Source organism: Spirosoma migulaei (assembly GCF_054776855.1).
The window spans coordinates 101,565-119,481 of sequence record NZ_BAAHBG010000001.1 but is presented as its reverse complement, the minus strand read 5'-3'; the positions used below and the strand labels follow the sequence as shown (position 1 = coordinate 119,481).

The following is a 17,917-nucleotide window of genomic DNA, read 5'->3' as shown; positions in this document are numbered from 1 at the left end:
CGTAATTTTTCTCTGTGTTCTCCGTGCCTCTGTGTTGAATAATTCTTTACTTCACATAAACCGGCACCTCAAACGAAAAACAGATTTCTGTTTCGGATGGATGGCTGATACGTAGTTGGGAAGCGTGCAGGGTCAGAATCTTCATCACAATGGCCAAACCCAGGCCTGAATTGGGTGGGCGCACGACGGTATCCACATTGTCGATCTGATTGATCGCTGATAAATAATCCTGAATGGCCGTTGGCAGAAGCCCCACCGAATTGCTTACCGATACAGTTACGAATTGCCCGTTGCTGGCCAACTGAAGCTGCACATGCCCGCCCTCCGGGGAATAATGAATGGCGTTTTCCACTAAATTCTGCAAAACGTGCTCAACCATATTGATATCTGCATAACAAACCGACGGCACTTCACAATTGACGCAGGTAAAAGCAACACCTTTCTCCTGCGCCATTAGTCGAAAATTCGTGTAGGTTTCCGTGACCAGATCAGACAATAAAAATGGCTCTTTTTCGGGTTGCCGCTCTTTAGCCTCCAGTTTCGATAGCTCAAACAGTTCGTTTATCCGCCTGGTCAATCGGTACGAACTTTGCAGAATTGCCCCTATATACTGTTTCTGAGTGGGATTGAGCGATGCATCCATATCCAGCGTTTCGGCATACCCGCGAATCGACGTCATGGGCGAGCGCAGATCGTGCGAGACATTCGCCACCAGATCGCGCCGGAGTTTTTCGGATGTTTGCAACTGGTCAAGACTTCGCGCCAACTGATCGGCCATGGTATTGAAAGCGTTGGCCAAGGGCTTCAAATCGCTGGTGGGTTTCAACTGGGTGCGGGCCGTTAAATCGCCATCCCGAAATCGCATTACGGTTTTGATGATGTGCGTTAAGTCGCGGGTGAGTAAGTTGAATACCACGAAACCAACCACCAATGCCGCCAACAGCATAAACAACGTTGTTTTAAGCCCCCATTCGAAGGCATAATCCTGAAGCAACTGCATCGACGTGGTGCCATAGCTCTCTCCTAGCAACACCACATACACATAGCCCTGCAAGCGTCCCTGATCACGTACTTCGGCTGCCGAAAACACCTGTTGTCCATCCGTCTGCTTTGGGTCATCGCCCTGAATAAACACCAGGCCTTTTGTCTGAATAAACTGGCGTATGGGCTCCAGACTAATCTGGTGTCGTTTGATTTTTTCGGCAGGAGCCTCATACACCATCACTCTCCCAGTTGTGTCGAGCAGGTACACTTCGGCGCTGGGGTTGGTGACCATCGCGTCGAAAAAGATGCGCTCGGTAGCTTTCTGGTTTACATGCATCCCAACAAAAGGCTGGGAAAATTTGGCAATGTGCGTGGCCACCTCCCGGTTAAGTCGCTGGTGGGTGGCTTTGAAGTACCGAATCGCCACAAACCCGGTGAGTACACTATATCCAGCCACCAGCAGGAACACCAACAGCGACAGCAGAACCGCCAGCCGACCATAGGTCGCTGGATACAATCGGCTGGGTTTGACGTTTACTGCTGTCATGCAGGGGTGGGTTTTACAGGTTCGGCGAATCGATAGCCAATACCCCAGGTTGTCAGAATATAGATTGGCCGGGCAAAATCGGATTCGATTTTGTTGCGCAAGCGGTTAATGTGAGCGGTTACGGTATGCTCATAGCCCGAAAAATGGTAATCCCAGACCAGATGAAGCAACTCTTTCCGGCTATAACTCTTACCGGGATTCTCGGCCAGCAACACCAGCAAATCAAACTCTTTCGGGGTGAGTTCAACCCGATTACCATCCAGCGTTACAATCCGATCTGCTGTATGAATCCATAAGGCATTGTGGGTAATAATTGACGAGGGTGTTGGCGTGGCAGTAGTACCCAAACCAGACCGACGTAGCATGGCCCGCACTCGCGCCATAAATTCCTGAATGCCAAATGGCTTTGTCAGATAATCATCGGCCCCAGCTTCCAGGCCGGCCACTTTATCGGCTTCCTGCGTTTTAGCTGTTAGCATCAGAATCGGCGTAAACGTATCACGCTGGCGAATTTGACGGCAAATGTCGATGCCATCCATATCCGGTAGCATTACATCGAGAATGCATAAGTCAACCGTCTGCTGTGCCAGTTGGGCCAATCCATCACGACCAGACCCGGCGGTGACAACGTCAGCAGGTAAGGTTCGAAGATGGATACGAACCAGATCGACAATGAGCGGATCATCTTCAATAATCAGGATTTTCTTCATGGCAGTGTTCATACAGGCTTCGGCTTTGTCAGATTCAGGTTATTCAGCAAAATTCCTGATTCTGACTGAACAGAAAAATTTGATTATCAAAATGTTAGACTTCCGTGATAACTTTTCAAATCAGGAAAGGCTTCTATGTACAGCACCGGTGGTGGCTTTCGTATTTCCAAAATTATGGATTTCCGAAGCCAGCATCTGATTCGATCAACACAAGTTTCACCCTGTAAAATCAATCCATTTTCTCATGAAAAAAGTAATCGCATTAGCTTTCGTAGCTGCAATGACCCTGTCCACGGCCGTATTCGCTCAGGACAAAATGAAAGCCGACAAAATGAAGAAAGATAAGATGTCGGACGGCAAGATGATGAATGATACGATGCGCAACAAGAAAATGTCAACGCACAAAATGAAGAAAGACAAGATGAAAATGTCGGACGATAAGATGAAATCGGGCAATTAGTGATCTGTGTGTAAGGGCGTTGAATGTCAGACAACGTAGTGATGATAGTTGCATGATCGCTACGTTGTCTAACATTCTGTCTGACAACTAACTCATCTAACCGAAAGGTTTTTCGTGTAAAAAGCGCCTGAACGATGACAACTACCAGCACGTTCATCTTGTTTTACGCAAACGTCAGCCTAAACTCAGTACCAGTTCCCTGCTCCGACCGGACACTGATCTGGCAGGAAATGGCACGGGCTAAATCGCGAATCAAGTGCAGCCCCAACCCACTCTTGCCAAGTATAGCCGCATCGTTGGTGTAAAGTGCCTTCAATTGACTTTGCGACATACCCGGCCCATTATCCGTGATAGTTAGCACCACGCGTCCATTTTCAGGACGGGCCTGCCACTGAATGTAGGCGTCAGGATTGTTTTTGAGGGCCTGAATGGCATTGCTGGTCAGGTTCTGCATGATGGTGCGCAGGTAATCTTCATCTGTGGCTACCTGCAAGCCTTCGGGCGTATCGAAGGTGAATCGCACAGTAGGTACACCCACAAAGAACCGTTGCAGATAGTCATACAGGCTTTCCACGGGAATGACTTTTATATCGGGCTTAAATTGCTGCATTTGCCCCTTGCTCCAGAGTAACATCGACTCCATCGTATCGAGCAGACCTTCGGCGGCTTCTGTAATATTTTGCTGATGGCGGGCTACCTGATCGGGGGGCAGCAGGTCGGAGTTTTCGCGCTGGAGATGCAGAAAATTAATCAGGTTGGCAATCGGACCGCGCAGATCATGACTCAGGATGGCGAAGAATCGGGTCTTTACCTGATTGGCCTCATCGAGTTCCTGATTCAGATGGAGCAGCGTTGTATTGGTTTGCTGGCGGGTTCGGCTCTGCCAGTACAGTAATCCTCCGATCACCACCAGTAGCCCAATACCCACCAGCAGGGCCAGTTGCTGACGTTCCTGCCCGGCAATGACCAGCCGATTGATTTCGAGCTGCTTATCGCGCAGTTCAAGTTCGCGTTTGCCTTCCAGTCCGGCAATTTTATTTTTGTTTTCCTGCGAATACAGCGAGTCCTGAATAGCCTGATAGGCTCTGAAATTCTGATAGGCCGCTTTGTAATCGCCACGTAGGGCTTGTAATTCGGCCAGATTCCCCCGAAAGTAGGCCTGATCACTTACCTCGCCCTTATCGGCACTAAGCCCGATGGATGTATTGAGGTAGTCCCCGGCCAGTTGCAGTCGCTTCTGCCGGTCTTGGGGTTGGATACGAACCGTGTTCAGGGAATCATAACGGACCAGGTCGAGATAAGCGATACCGAGGTTTGCGAGGTTATTGACCGCATCGAGGTGTCGGGGGTTGATACTGTCCCAGAGCTGCTTCGCTTTCAGCGCATACCTGATCTTCTGACTATACTCGGTTTGCATCGCTACAGCCAGATTGCCGTAGGTCTTGGCCAATCCCTCTTTATTATCCACTTTCTCATGCTCGGCCAGGGCCTTTAGACCGTACTGGCGGGCCTTCGTCCAGTTTTTCATCTGGGTGTACAGCGCAGCCATGCTGGTCAGTGAAGCCGCCAGTTCACGACGGGCATTAATGTCGGGGTTATGCTGCTGTTGCCGGAGCGCCAAGGCCCGCAAGCCAAATTGGAGTGCTTTGGGGTAATTTTTCTGAATCCGATAGATTTCCGAGATATTATCGAGATTGAGACCAATAAGGTAGTTGTCGTGGGTGGCCTCTGCGTAACCTAAGGCTTCGAAATAATAGTGGGTAGCGGCCGGGTAATTGGATCGGATGTTCTGTTCGGCCACGCCGATGTTGTTGGTGGTGCTGGCCAGATTCCAGGTGTCGCCCAGAGTCTTATAGATACGTACCGCTTTTTTAAAGTAGTATAGGCAAGAGTCGTAGTTGCCTTTATCGCTGTAGGCTCGACCAATGTACCCATTGAAAACCCCGATGCCCCGCTCCCACTTCATACGGGTGGTGTGCTGCAAGCCTAACCGACTGTAGTGCAGGGCCTGGTCGATATTGGTAAAAAACCATTCTTCGGCAATAACCCGATACAACCGACCTTTCACGGTGTCATTGGCAGCCTTAGGCAATTCAGCCACTAACGAATCGATGAGGGCGCGTCCCTGCTTCTGTGCCTGCACAGGGGCGCCAATAAACAACAAAAGAACCAGCAGAAGCCCGTACATCGAACGGGTCGATTGACAAACCTCATGACAATCGGTCGGCCTGCCGATGGGCATATACCCCTTCGAGTACCGCCCGGTAGCTTCGCCCAACCGGCAATATAAACCCCTGAACATAAATCTGTTGACTAACAACTTTATCAATATAATGCGGTTGTACCGCGTAACTCCGATGAATCCGTAAAAACGACTGGAACGGCACCTCCTGAAGCAGCTTTCCAATGGACGACAGCACGGTATACTGCTGGGTGGTCGTTACGATACGGGTGTAATCTTTTAGTCCCTCCAGATACACTATTTCGTAGAGGTTCAGCTTAATCTGCTGATGCCCATCCCGAATGAAGACCGTATCGGCCCCCAAACTCAGGTCAAACAGTTGTGCTTTGCGCGTCAGGTCGCAAAACGTCTGAACACGGGCCATGGTGTGGCCGAACCGCTCAGCCCGAATCGGTTTCACCAGATAATCGAAGGCATCGACCGCGAAACTCTCGGCGGCATAATCGGGATAGGCGGTAATAAATATGCAAACGGGCACCTGCATCAGACTGGCCCGTAACTCCAACCCACTCAGGTCGGGCATATCGATATCGAGCAGCAACACATCGACGGGCCGTTTTTGTAACACGGGCAACGCTTCGGTGGCCGATGAAAACACCCCGTCGATGGTGAGTAACGGGTACTGCCGGGCATGAGCCAGTGTGGTCAGCCGATCAATTTCGTTGTCATCGACAATAATACAGGAATAAGTACTTTGAGGCATTGGCTTACCAACTGGTCGGTTACTCAAATGTATGTGCTTTTTGTATTGCAAATTAACCGCTCGCTCAATTCAACCGGCTGTTAGTCGATTCAACTGGTCGTTGGTCGAGTGTGTGTTGCGAGCCTAGGCGAATTCGGGCAATTTCGGCTATCAAACGTCGATTTCACCCATGAGACACCTCTTGTTTCTGCTACTGCTGGCCGGATGCAGCAGTCCTGCCAATGACCCCAATCCGAGTAATCCAGCCAATCCCATCGACCCAAACCCTGGTGGCAACGGAACCACGGGCAACGGGCAGGCGGGTGTCGTGGGCATCAGTGGGATCAGCGCCTGGGACAATCTGTCGACCACCGAAAAAACGAAAGTGACGAGCTGGAACAGTCTGTTCGTCCATGCTTCGGTTGGAGGGGATCTGGAAGATGGCAGTCAGCATAACGGCTTCAAGTTTGAGTTCTATGACGGCGATAAGCTGAACGACGGGCTGAACGGAACCGACTGGAACTCCATCAACAACGGCAATAACATCTCGAACGGAGAACCCGAGAAAAAACTGGCCGCTTTTAAACGCGAAGCACTCCAGCAAAAAGATAAGCTCCAGATTGCCATTTTCAAGTTTGGCTACGCCGACATCACCGACGCCAACGTAGCGAGTGTCAAAACAGCCTACAAGCAAATGATCGACGAACTACGGTCGAGCGGGATCAAACGGTTCGTACACATCACCCCGCCCCTCATTTACATTGTCACGAAAGACGACGGCAATGCCGCCAAAATGAACGTTGGTCAGTGGATGAAAGACACCTTCAAAGCGCAGGACGTCGTATTCGATTTGCAGGAGATCGAGTCCGATAATGGTGCCTGCAAACTCGGTAGCGTTTGGAGTATTTGCGACAAATACCGCTCCACGGCCAGTTGCCCCAGCAAAGGTCAGGGCATTGATGCGCCCGAAGGCCAGGGCCATATCTGCGAAAAAGAAGCCACCCGCATCAGCAAGGCATTTTTGATGGCAATCTACAACGCCGGAAAATGATTAAAACGGAACGCAGATCGCTATGATCTTTATGATATCCTCGGATAAATATCATTTTTAAATAATACCGATCATACGAATCAGCGTTCCATTAATTTTTATGACAAAAGGCACAAAATTAATCTTGTTTTTTCTGGCATTGGCTGGCCTTAGCTGGGGCGTGTATGAATGTAAGTATTATTACAGTTATTACACTGATTTGAAAGATCGTCCCTGGGCTTACAGCCGGGACGAGAACGCCAAACTGCTTGTCGGTACATGGCAGGGCGAATTCAGCGACCCAAATAATGTAACGAAAACGATCCGACTCACCATTCTACCGCCTGTATCGGACGAAGAGCGGGCGAAAAAAGCAGCCCGACGGACGCGCAAACGCAGTGGTTTAGGGTCCCAAACCGATAAAAAACGGTTCGACGGTATCGCTACCGTGACCAGCCCGCGTGGACAGGAAGCATACGAACTCAACGGCCATGTACAAACCGAAGCAGGAAACCAGCTCGCTGTGATTCACTTTCAAACGGGCGATGAGTTTCAAAGACTACAGAACAATTTCAACCTACTGTCGGCACTCGAAGGGGGGCAATGGCAGGGCGACAGCCTGACGCTCACGCTGGCGTTAGCATACACGACAGCAACCGGCTCAAGCTATTCGAGCAGCGGTGACCCTCGCTACGAAAAAACAGTACCTGTTCATCTTTCGCGCATAAAATAAGCTCTATCTATGAAATCCTTTCTTTCGCTTACCTGTCGCCGGGCACTACTCTTTTCGGGAACATTGCTATTCCTTTTATTCCCGCAATCCTGCAAACAAACCGACAGCACGCCAGCCGCTACATCCGACGGTCCACTGGAAATTCGGTATCACCAGCTCATCATTGAATGTACCGAATTCCCCTCCCAGAATAAGGGGGTGGCCATCCTTGATTTCCGGTTCGATACCTATGCGGGTGGAGTATCAGGCTACGCATCAGGCAAATACCTGTCGTTTGCGACAACGAACTATACACCGATAGACGCGGCTATTCAGACGGCCAGTTCAGACATCGCCAATAAACTCCCGGAGGTAAAAACAGTGCCCACCCTGACCGATTTTATGGTAAACAGGCTCTCGAAAGTGCCCAATTACACGGCTACGAAAGAGCTGAGTATCGAGGCCATTTGGGGAATTCTGGGCCATGAAAAAACAACGATTGCCCACCTGACCACCAAACCGGGTAAATCGTGGTTCAATGTGCAGTCGTTTCTGGCCGCTCTTATTGCCACGCCCGCCCTGGCGCAGGGAGACAAGTCAATACAGGCGGGCACAGGCTATGCCCACAGCAACTACTTCTACAGCCCACCACCACAACCCGGCTCTCCCCTACCCGAATACCGGTTTATAAATCCCGTTACGCAGGCTCCCATGCCGTCTAGCAGTGCGCCCGTGCAGCGCAATTCGCGGGGCGAAACCCCTGCCGAACAGGCTGCCCGTGAGGAAGCGGCCCGGCAGGCTGCTCAGGCAGGCCGAACCAACCGGGGACCGCGCGATATTGGAGATATTTTCAACGGTATTTTTGATCGGCTGGGCAATGCGCTGGGCTTTCCATCGGGCCAGGGCGGCTCTTCCGGCGATCCACACATACGGATGCACGATGGCTTAGGCTATAGCTTTCAGACCATTGGGGAATTTGTGGCCACAAAAGGAGCGAATCTGGAAGTACAGGCCCGGCAGGAGGATAGCTATAAAACCAATCAGGGAACTGTAAACACGGGCGTAGCGGCCAAGCTGGGCAGCGATGAAATCTGCCTTCTAGTCAACCCATCAGATCTCCGGTCTCCCCGTCTGTTTGTCAACAAAAAAGAAACCGCGCTCTCAGCCCTGGCGCAGGTGTCACTGGCGGGTGGCAACAAACTCCAACTGGCCGGATCCGAAAAGCTGTTTTTTAGCAATGCCCAGAATGAAGGGGTGATTATTTACTGGAACACGCCCTATCTAAACTACTCCGTTGTATTGGGCGATGCCCGAAAAGGGAATGTAACGGGTCTGATGGGCAATTACGATGGCAACTATGCCAACGATTTTTTACTTCGTGATGGCTCTTCCGTGGAGTCCATTTTCTCGGTTATTCATGGCTCGTTTGCCGATAGCTGGCGCGTCACAAACGCAACCTCCTTATTCGTGTATGATGCGGGCAAAAACACCGACTCCTACACGGACCGGACATTCCCGAAAACATTTCCGGTCGTTTCGGCGGAGAAATTAGCCTGGGCCGAAGGGGTTTGTACGGCGGCTGGTGTAACACGGCAACCCGAACTGGGCCAATGCATGTTCGATGTGGGACTTACGGGCGATACGCGTCTGGCACAGTCGGCACTGCTGAGTCAGCGGGAATTTCCGGCCAGCCCCGACGTAGCTACCTTTGCCAATCTCAAACTGGATCTGAAAGAAGGGCAGTCTAACGATCCACAAACCCGCAATCTGCTCGATCTCGACAATGGCATGTTCTATCCATTTGCCAAAGGCGCATCAGTGGCTTACGATATCGACGTCGTGTTCGATTATTATTCAGGACCCTGGTTTGCCGGCCCCCGTGCCGTCAAAAACTGTGGGGTTTCCTGTGGAGCGTACACCATCTGGCCCCACATCGATCAGCAGAAATGGCCGTATTTCCAGAACACATTCCTGCGTTACACAAACATCCCGGTCAATCAGTGGGACACGTTTGTGACGGCCGCCGATTTGCGCCGTGCCTGGACGTTCGATTCGGGAGCTGACGAAAAATCGGAGTTAGTTAGCTCGCTGGTCGATCTGAACACCGCTCAACCACGCTCGCAGTACTTGTGGTCATTTAAAACGCAGCAGGGCAAAAAAGGGCTGATTCGGTTCACACAGGCGCAACATAACAAGACAGGCAGCACAGCCTCGTTTACGTTCGACGTCAAAATTGAGCGGTAATACATCTCGTTTTCTCTATGAAAACAAAGGGAGACAGGCAGACTCCAGGTAACGAGGGCGTTCGCAATGGGAAGTAAAAGCTTTGGTTAAATCCGTATCGGATTAAACTTCGTTGATATGTACTATACATAACATACTAACTCAACGGATATGAAAACCCTAACGAACCTCTTTAACCAATTCGATCAACTGGATACGGCAATCAATCGCTGGTTGGTTACCAATAGCATTTTCATTCTGCGCGTGTGCATGGGAATTATCTTTTTCGGATTCGGCATACTAAAGTTTTTTCCCGGAATTAGCCCCATCGAATCCCTGGCCTCCCGCACCACAGCCGTCTTGACTCTTGGCGTATTTACAGGAGCCAGTGCCCGGGATTTTGTTGCCGGTCTCGAATGTATTATTGGTATCTGCTTTATCAGCGGTCGGTTTTTACGGGTGGGCGTGTGGCTGATGGCTGCGCAAATGATTGGCGCAATGTCGCCCCTGTTGATCTTTCCGGGCGAGCTGTTTCCGGGCCCACAGCATTCGCCCACGTTAGCGGCTCAGTACATCATAAAGGATATTATTCTGATAGCTGCCGGTATGGTGATTGCCTCCACCTGGACCGGAGCCCGCATTGTGGCGGAACCAAAAAGCCTGCGCAGTTCATTACGCTCACGCATTTCTGGCGTTCACCGAGCACAACGCACAAACGTATCCGTAAATCAGTCCTACTGAACAGTCAGTTGGCGCATTGATGAGGCCCTGACAATCAGTTGCGTTTCCATCACTTTAGTTTCCTTCGGAATATTCGTATCGGTGGCATTCAATTCGCGCAGGAGCAGCCGTACAGTTTCGGTTCCCATCTCCTGGATAGGCTGGCTAATGCTGCTCAGGGTCGGTGAAAACAGGGCCGATACCGGCTCATTATTGAAACTTACCACAGCTACATCCTCCGGAATCCGTACGCCCTTCTGCTTCATGGCATACATCGCCGAATACGCCATTCGGTCGCTGATAATCACGACGCCGTCGGGTGGTTGTGGCAGGCTCATCAGCGCCAGTGTCTGCATAATCGTGTTCTCCTGCGTATAATCGCAGTGAAATACATATTGCTCGCCAACTGACAGCCCATGTTTGGCCAATGCTGCCCGATAACCCGCCACCCGCTGGTTACTCAATACTAACTGAGTGGGGCCCGCCAGAAACCCAATTCGTCGGCAACCATTTTCAATTAAATGTTCGGTCGCCTTAAAGGCCGCAGCATGGTTATCGACAATGACTTTAGACACGTCGATGCTCTCCGCATAGCGGTCAAACAGCACCAGCGGAATATTCTTGCGAACCAGTCGTTCTACATGGTCATAATTGTCGGTATCGCGCGATAACGAAATAATAAACCCCTCCACCTGACTCCGCAGCAGGTTCTGAATATTGGTGGTTTCCCGTAAATACGACTCGTTCGTCTGGCAGACCAGCACACTATAACCCGCCTGTAAAGCTGCCTCCTCAATGCTGTTGAGCATGGCGGAGAAATAATGGTAGCTCAGGTTTGGCACGATGACCCCAATGGTTTTTGTCCGGCTCTTGGCCAGATTTTTGGCAAGCTGATTGGGCTGATAATCCAGCTCTTCGGCCAGCCGCATCACTGCCTTGCGCGTGTCGGGATGAATCTCCTGCATGCCCCGTAAGGCCCGCGAAACGGTAGAGATCGAAATGTTCAGCGACCGGGCAATGTCTTTGATCGTAACCGGGGTATTTTTCATAGGCTTTGGCCTGGTTGTCTAATTATCACTTTTACAAGATTGGGCTTGATTAGACAGGGATGCACGTCACTTTTACTAAAAACGCGAATAGCAATTATACGAAGAAAACTTTACTCTTTTTAAGTTCATTAGGTCGTATGCAACCGTTTGCGGTAACGGTTGCGGCAACGTTTGCAAATAAAAAGTAATTTCATGCAGCAAAAAGGACTTGACATCTTGTACTAAGCGGGTATATTAGTAGAAGATACCCAGAAAAAGGCTTGGTAGTGGGTTTTGTAGATTTTGTTCTAGCTTCGTGATTCCGCTTACCAATATTGTACTTTATCTGGAAACAAGAGCAATAAAAGATACTATCTGATCCATAAAAATCGGGCTTTTATCTTGTAGAACGTGTCTGTTACACACAGCAAAATTCGTTAACCTTTTTACGTAAAACGGTATGGCTACCTCTCCGTCAATTCCTTCCGATGAAGTGCTCATGGCACAACTCTGGGTTCGTTTTAAAGCCGACGACGAGAAAGCATTCGATCAACTGGTAGAGGCCCGGTATCGCCTGTTATTTAACTACGCAACCCGGTTTACCAGAGACCGTGACCTGATTAAAGATTGTGTTCAGGACCTGTTTCTGGAGCTGTGGAATCGGCGCAAAGCCATTGTCGAAACGCCCTACGTAACCATCTATTTAATTAAAGCCCTCCGCAACAATCTATTGCGTAAACTACGTCGGGAAACGGGCTGGCGCTCAACGACCGAAGAGGGCATCGAAGCGGAATCCATGCTCACCGACGATCTGACGGCCGAAAACGAGTGGATTGCCGGCGAAACGCTGATCAATACGGAGCAGAGCCTTCGACGAGCCGTTGCCCAACTGCCGAAACGACAGCAGGAAGTTGTCTTCCTGAAATTCTACGAAGGCCTTTCTAACGACGATATTGCGCAGGTAATGGAGATTGAAAAACAGACCGTTGCCAATTTTCTCTATCGCGCTATGAACCAATTACGCACCTTCCTCCCCGTGCGCATTTTCTCGTAATACAGTTTAACCACAGAGGCACGGAGAACACAGAGAAAAGGAAAAACCATTCTTCTCTGTGTTCTCCGTGCCTCTGTGGTTAAACTGTATTACAAGTGATCAAGTGATGTCAGGTTCTTCAACCTGACACCTAAGGTTTCTCAAAACCTACTTTACAAAATCACATAGGTTTTGAGAAACCTTAAGTGTCGGATTTAAGAATCCGACACCACGTGTACCCCTTGTGTTCTCCGTGAGACCTCCATATCTCCGTGTTTAATACACCCTCCTTCGCAGATCCCTGCAAGAAAATCACAAAAAAATTTTGTTCCGAACGAGTATGGTCGAAAGTGAGCTGTCTACTTCTTTATAAAAAGGGGGAAACCGTCAGCCTTTCGTATGCCTGATTATACCAACTATACGTTCGAGGATTTTGTACTGGATAGTCGGTTTCGGCAGTGGGTGCTCAGTGATGACCCCGCCGATCGGGACTTCTGGAACAACTGGCTCCAGGCCAATCCGGACAAACTCGATCTGGTGTTGGCAGCCCGGCAATTCGTGAGTCAAATGCAGCAGGCTCAGGAAGAACTATCGGATGACGAGTTAACCAGTGAAGTAAATCGCATACGCATAAACAGGCAGCAAGCACAGGATTGGGAGGGTCGTGTGGCGTACCAACGGAAGGTCGGCTGGTTACGCGTGGCCGCTGCGGTCGTGCTTGTCGGGTTGGGAAGCTGGTTCTTTTTTTACCAGCAATCGAACGATACGCCCCTGAAGGTTTATCAGCAGCTAGCGGAACAGCAAACAGGTTCGCCATTGACCGAAATCAAGAATGAAACCAGGGCTAATCAGGTCGTTCGTTTGCCCGATGGAAGCCAGGTAACGCTTCACCAGGGTAGTCAGATTAGTTTTCCGCGTGCTTTTTCAACTCGGCAGCGCGAAGTATTCCTCATTGGCGAAGCGTTTTTCGATGTCGTTCGTCGGCCTAAGCAGCCGTTCCTGGTGTACACGAATCAACTCACGACCAAAGTATTAGGCACAAGCTTCACCGTTCGCGCTTATGCCAATGATAAAGAAGCGAAAGTGATCGTTCGAACGGGGAAAGTATCGGTTTTTAACACCCCAGCCAACGGAAAGCCGGGGGAGTTGGCCAGTAAAGAACCGGCGTTTATCCTGACCCCGAACCAGCAGGTCACGTTCGATTCACAGGAGAAGCAGATGAAACGCTCATTGGTAGCTGCCCCAGAACCCATTGCAACGCCCACCGCTCAGGCGCAGCTTATGGTGTTCGAGCACACGCCGGTCGTAACGATATTCAAAAAGCTCGAAGCCACCTACGGCATTCTGATGAATTACGATGCCGATCTGCTGGCCGACTGCGAGCTGACCGCTGAATTTGGTTCAGAATCCCTGTTTGAGAAGTTAGACCTGATTTGCCGGGCAACCGAATCGAGGTATGAGGTGATCGATGCGCAGATTGTTATCTATAGCAAAGGGTGTCGCCCAACGAAGTAAATGCTGAAGCTGTTTAAACTTTTCAAATTAACCGCAAAGAACGCTAAGGCAAAGCGCAAAGAGCGCAAAGAAATTCAGTCAGCAAACTTAGCGTTCTTTGCGCTTTGTCTCAGCGCTCTCTGCGGTTAAACTAAAACGCATTGGAGATATAAAAAATAAAGTTTAAACAGGTTCGCTTATAATCCTTAACCAATCCTACTAACCTCAATATGAGAAAACGCTCCCAGTCACCAATTGACCGATCATCGTAGCGCCGTTCCGGCCGCCAGAACAAGCTCCATGTAAGCGAAACGCTTAATTCGTCTCCCAACATCCACCATTTCAGGCTTTTATCAACCCAGTTGACCTGGGTAAGGGAATTCTTTGTGCTAAACGTTTACCAAGTACCTTTTCTTACATTTATGACAACCACTACAAAACCACGGGTGCTATTCGGAAAAATCATGCGAACGGCATTTTATCAGGTCTTTATCCTGGTCTGGTGTTCCAGCCTGGTACTGGCCTTCGACGGAAAGGGGCAGGAGGTACTGAACCGCCCAATTTCAGTCACGATCGAAAACCAGCAGGTCGAACAGGCGATCAAAAAGATTTCGAAGCTGGCATCGGTCAGGTTCATTTATAGCCCGCAGGTGATTCGTTCCGATCGAAAAGTGAACCTGTCGGTGCAAAACCAGCCGCTTTCCGACGTACTCAATACGCTATTGACACCCCTACACGTCACCTACGAAGTCGTTGGTTCACAGATCATTCTGCGTACTACCAGTACTAACCAAAGTTCTGTAACCCAACCCGTACCGGTGAAAGAGGCACCGGTGGCCCCAGCGGACCAAAGCGTAGCCGGAACGGTATCCGACGAAAAAGATCTCCCCTTACCCGGCGTCACCATCGCCGTAAAAGGCACCACACGCGGCACCACAACCGACGCCAACGGAAAGTATTCACTCACCGTGCCCGATAACGCCGTACTCGTGTTCTCTTTTGTGGGCTACGAACGTCAGGAAGTGGTTTTAGGGAAGCAGACAACCCTGAACATTCAGTTGAAGGCCGAAGCGAGGGGGCTGGATGAAGTGGTTGTCGTTGGGTATGGCTCGCAGAAACGGACAACGTTGACGGGTGCCATTGCTACGATCGACAATAAAGTATTTCAGGACAGAGGGGTTGTTGAAAACCCATTGTCGGCCTTGCAGGGCCAGGTACCGGGCGTTATGGTAACCCGTTCATCGGCAGCACCGGGCCGGGCTAGCTGGAACTTCCAGATTCGGGGCGCTTCCTCAACGAATGGTACCGAACCGCTGATTATTATCGATGGTGTACCCGTAAGCAGTCAGGCAGCCCTGAACTCGATCAACCCCAACGACATTGAAAATATGTCGTTTCTGAAAGATGCTTCGGCGGCTATTTACGGTGCCCGCGCTGCGGGTGGGGTTGTTCTGGTAACGACCAAGCGGGCCAAATCGGGCAAGACCGTGGTTCAGTACGACGGTTCCGTATCGCAGAAAGTACTGGGTTTGCAACCGCATTTGCTGAATGTGCAGCAGTTTGGTCAGGGGCTCATCGATGGCACCACCAACGACTATTATGGGGTACCGCCAACGTCTTTTATCTGGTATAAACTGGGGCAGCTGATGGTCAATCCACCGGCCTCAGGTTTCATCGATTACACGATGAGCAATGGCCAGCCTGTTTCACCCGCGAACAACCCGCTGAATCCCGGCTTTGGCGACGTGAAAGATCAGACGTTTTTCAACACCAATGCGGTCGATATTCTGTGGGGCAAAGCGACGTCTACCCAGCATAACCTGAGCGTTTCGGGGCGGGGTGAGCGATCTGGCTATCGGGTCTCGCTGGGTTACTTACGGGATGGCAGTTTGCTGCAATGGGGCCAAAACTCCAACAGCCGCTATAATCTTCGGTTGACCCACGATTATCAGTTCACCAACAAGCTGAAACTGGAATCCAATATTTCGCTGGAAAAGAATGATATCATTCAGCCAACACTGATTGGTACGGTCATGGGCCAATACTCCCAACCGGGCTTCCCCGTCTCAACCGTCGATGGTAAGCCCTATGCCTGGGGAACGCAATACAGCCCCAACTGGCAGGCCGAACTGGGTGGCGAAAATAAAGAATATAACAACCGGGTTTTCACCAACTTCCGCTTAACCTACCAGCTCAATAAGAACTTCACCATAGTGGGTCAGGCGGGGTACAACTGGACTGCTACCGATATAAAGGAACAGCAGAAGGTGATTCCCTGGTACAACTATTTGGGTACCATTCAGGCTGCCGATAATCCAACCCGGCAGAACTCGTATTACTTACGCCGACTCAACAAAGACGCGTACGCCAACCTGAACGCCTACATCAACTACGCCAAAACCTTTGCGCAGAACCATGATATCAGTGTGACGCTGGGCACCAACTACGAGCGCGACGAGGTCGACCAGTATCAGGCGCGTACCAACTACATAGCCAACGACAATGTGCCCTCGCTGGGCCTGGGTATTGGCGATGCTACCACCAAAAGTGTATTAGAAGTCCAAAACCACTATGCCATCGGCTCGTATTTTGGCCGGTTCAACTACGCGTATCAGCAGAAATACCTGATCGAAGTGAATGCCCGCTTCGATGGTTCATCCAAGTTCGATGCGTCCAATCGCTGGCAGCTATTCTATGGCATATCGGGCGGCTGGCGTATTTCGCAGGAGAATTTCATGAAGAACCTGGCGTTCGTGAGCGACCTGAAACTCCGCGCTTCTTACGGAACCGTGGGTAACCAGAGCGGCATTGGCCTTTATGATTACATCCAGCTGTTGAATGTGACGGCCACAGCCGGGGCTACCAGCGCAGGATTCCCCATTATTGGAGCAAGCCCGGCGGTTATCGTATCGCCTACTTCGAGCCTGGTGAGTTTAAACCGGACCTGGGAGCGGGTTGAAACGACCAACTTCGGGCTTGATTTTTCGTTCCTGAACCGCCATCTGTCGGGTAGCTTCGATTACTTCGTGAAGCACAACCGCAATATGCTGTTGGGCCAAACATTCCCGGCGGTTTTGGGTGCCACAGCACCAACGGCCAATATCGGTCACCTCAAAACCTGGGGCTGGGAAGGTAGTATACAATGGAACGATCGGGTTGGCCAGTTTGGCTATCGGGTTGGTGCCAGCCTGACTGATAACCAGAACACACTGGTGAGTTATGGCGGAGCCAACGTGATCAACCAGGGCTATAACACAGCCGTTGAAGGTTATCCCATCGGCTCTTATTTCGGGCTGGAATATGCCGGACGGATTCAGACGGCCGAGCAGTTAGCTACGTATCGGCCCTTAGCTACGGGCAACAACATCAGCATGCCCGTTACAACCGCTACGGTACCGGGGGTGCGGCTGGGCGATAATATGTTCCGGGACCTTAACGGCGATGGCAAACTGACCGTACCGGGCGATTTGAAATACCTGGGCCGCGATGATCCCCGTTACAGCTTCGCCATTAATCTGGGTGCCGACTGGAAAGGCTTTGATTTTCAGGCTGTTTTTCAGGGTGTAGGTCAGCGTACGATTTTCCGGGAAGGGAACTGGCGCGTGCCGTTCGGTTCGATCTTCCAGGGCCAAACCGATTTCTGGGTGGGCAAAACCTGGACCCCGACCAATACCGACGCCTATTACCCGGTGCTATCGACGGGTCAGAATGGAACGACCTACAACACCTACAACTACCAGATTTCGGATTGGTCGGTGGAAAATGGGGCTTATGTGCGCCTGAAAAATCTGGTTGTGGGCTATACGCTCCCTACGAGTATTACCCGCAAAATTGGGGTGGATCGGTTCCGGATTTACTACTCGGGGAACGATCTGTGGGAAATTACCCACATTCGCGATGGCTGGGACCCCGAAGCAACGCGTAACGTGGGGCGGGCCAATAGCGAGAACGGCATTACCCGGTACCCATTTTACCGACTGCATACGGTAGGTGTAAACTTAACCTTTTAGTTGCTGGGTTTACAACCGATTAACAGCCTGCTGTAAACCCGA

The 17,917-nt window shown here is 50.7% G+C and carries 13 protein-coding genes; 8 read left to right on the top strand and 5 right to left on the bottom strand.

The window, feature by feature from the left end:
* Positions 1-46: 46 nt before the first annotated feature.
* Both ACYVGO_RS00440 and ACYVGO_RS00435 read right to left on the bottom strand, forming a co-directional pair.
* Positions 47-1,531: a sensor histidine kinase gene (locus ACYVGO_RS00440; RefSeq protein ID WP_460966707.1), complete on the bottom strand. Its 1,485-nt coding sequence runs from the start codon at positions 1,529-1,531 to the stop codon at positions 47-49.
* The gene (locus ACYVGO_RS00435; RefSeq protein ID WP_460966705.1) at positions 1,528-2,253 is read right to left on the bottom strand and encodes a response regulator transcription factor; all 726 of its coding nucleotides are present in this window, start codon (positions 2,251-2,253) and stop codon (positions 1,528-1,530) included. The genes ACYVGO_RS00440 and ACYVGO_RS00435 overlap by 4 nt, the downstream gene beginning before the upstream one ends.
* 232 nt (positions 2,254-2,485) lie before the next feature.
* Here ACYVGO_RS00435 and ACYVGO_RS00430 point away from each other — a divergent pair, with 232 nt between their 5' ends.
* The gene (locus ACYVGO_RS00430; RefSeq protein WP_142774042.1) at positions 2,486-2,701 is read left to right on the top strand and encodes a pentapeptide MXKDX repeat protein; all 216 of its coding nucleotides are present in this window, start codon (positions 2,486-2,488) and stop codon (positions 2,699-2,701) included.
* Positions 2,702-2,864: 163 nt separating this feature from the next.
* Here the strand turns inward: ACYVGO_RS00430 and ACYVGO_RS00425 are convergent, their stop codons facing one another.
* Positions 2,865-5,003, bottom strand: coding sequence for an ATP-binding protein (locus ACYVGO_RS00425; protein WP_460966703.1), 2,139 nt, complete (start codon positions 5,001-5,003; stop codon positions 2,865-2,867).
* Complete coding sequence (locus ACYVGO_RS00420; protein WP_460966700.1) at positions 4,912-5,646, bottom strand: LytR/AlgR family response regulator transcription factor; 735 nt, start codon at positions 5,644-5,646, stop codon at positions 4,912-4,914. The genes ACYVGO_RS00425 and ACYVGO_RS00420 overlap by 92 nt, the downstream gene beginning before the upstream one ends.
* Before the next feature lie 169 nt (positions 5,647-5,815).
* Here ACYVGO_RS00420 and ACYVGO_RS00415 point away from each other — a divergent pair, with 169 nt between their 5' ends.
* From ACYVGO_RS00415 to ACYVGO_RS00400, 4 genes are all read left to right on the top strand, one after another.
* Positions 5,816-6,676, top strand: a complete 861-nt coding sequence (locus tag ACYVGO_RS00415; RefSeq protein ID WP_460966698.1) for an SGNH/GDSL hydrolase family protein — start codon at positions 5,816-5,818, stop codon at positions 6,674-6,676.
* Positions 6,677-6,776: 100 nt separating this feature from the next.
* Positions 6,777-7,388, top strand: coding sequence for a hypothetical protein (locus ACYVGO_RS00410; RefSeq protein WP_460966696.1), 612 nt, complete (start codon positions 6,777-6,779; stop codon positions 7,386-7,388).
* A gap of 9 nt (positions 7,389-7,397) precedes the next feature.
* Positions 7,398-9,611, top strand: a complete 2,214-nt coding sequence (locus tag ACYVGO_RS00405; protein WP_460966694.1) for a VWD domain-containing protein — start codon at positions 7,398-7,400, stop codon at positions 9,609-9,611.
* Between the two features lie 150 nt (positions 9,612-9,761).
* Positions 9,762-10,331 carry a hypothetical protein gene (locus ACYVGO_RS00400; RefSeq protein WP_460966692.1) on the top strand — a complete coding sequence of 190 codons (570 nt, stop codon included), beginning with the start codon at positions 9,762-9,764 and terminating at the stop codon, positions 10,329-10,331.
* On the opposite strand, the gene ACYVGO_RS00395 is transcribed toward ACYVGO_RS00400, so the two are convergent.
* Positions 10,325-11,359, bottom strand: coding sequence for a LacI family DNA-binding transcriptional regulator (locus ACYVGO_RS00395; protein WP_460966690.1), 1,035 nt, complete (start codon positions 11,357-11,359; stop codon positions 10,325-10,327). The genes ACYVGO_RS00400 and ACYVGO_RS00395 overlap by 7 nt on opposite strands.
* A gap of 439 nt (positions 11,360-11,798) precedes the next feature.
* Between ACYVGO_RS00395 and ACYVGO_RS00390 the strand changes: the two genes are divergently transcribed.
* The 3 genes from ACYVGO_RS00390 to ACYVGO_RS00380 all read left to right on the top strand — a co-directional run bounded on the left by ACYVGO_RS00390 (position 11,799) and on the right by ACYVGO_RS00380 (position 17,875).
* Positions 11,799-12,392, top strand: a complete 594-nt coding sequence (locus ACYVGO_RS00390) for an RNA polymerase sigma factor (protein ID WP_460966688.1) — start codon at positions 11,799-11,801, stop codon at positions 12,390-12,392.
* Positions 12,393-12,770: 378 nt separating this feature from the next.
* On the top strand, positions 12,771-13,886 hold the full coding sequence (locus tag ACYVGO_RS00385; protein ID WP_460966686.1) for a FecR family protein: 1,116 nt from the start codon (positions 12,771-12,773) through the stop codon (positions 13,884-13,886).
* A gap of 401 nt (positions 13,887-14,287) precedes the next feature.
* Positions 14,288-17,875 carry a TonB-dependent receptor gene (locus ACYVGO_RS00380; protein ID WP_460966684.1) on the top strand — a complete coding sequence of 1,196 codons (3,588 nt, stop codon included), beginning with the start codon at positions 14,288-14,290 and terminating at the stop codon, positions 17,873-17,875.
* The last annotated feature ends 42 nt before the right edge of the window (positions 17,876-17,917 follow it).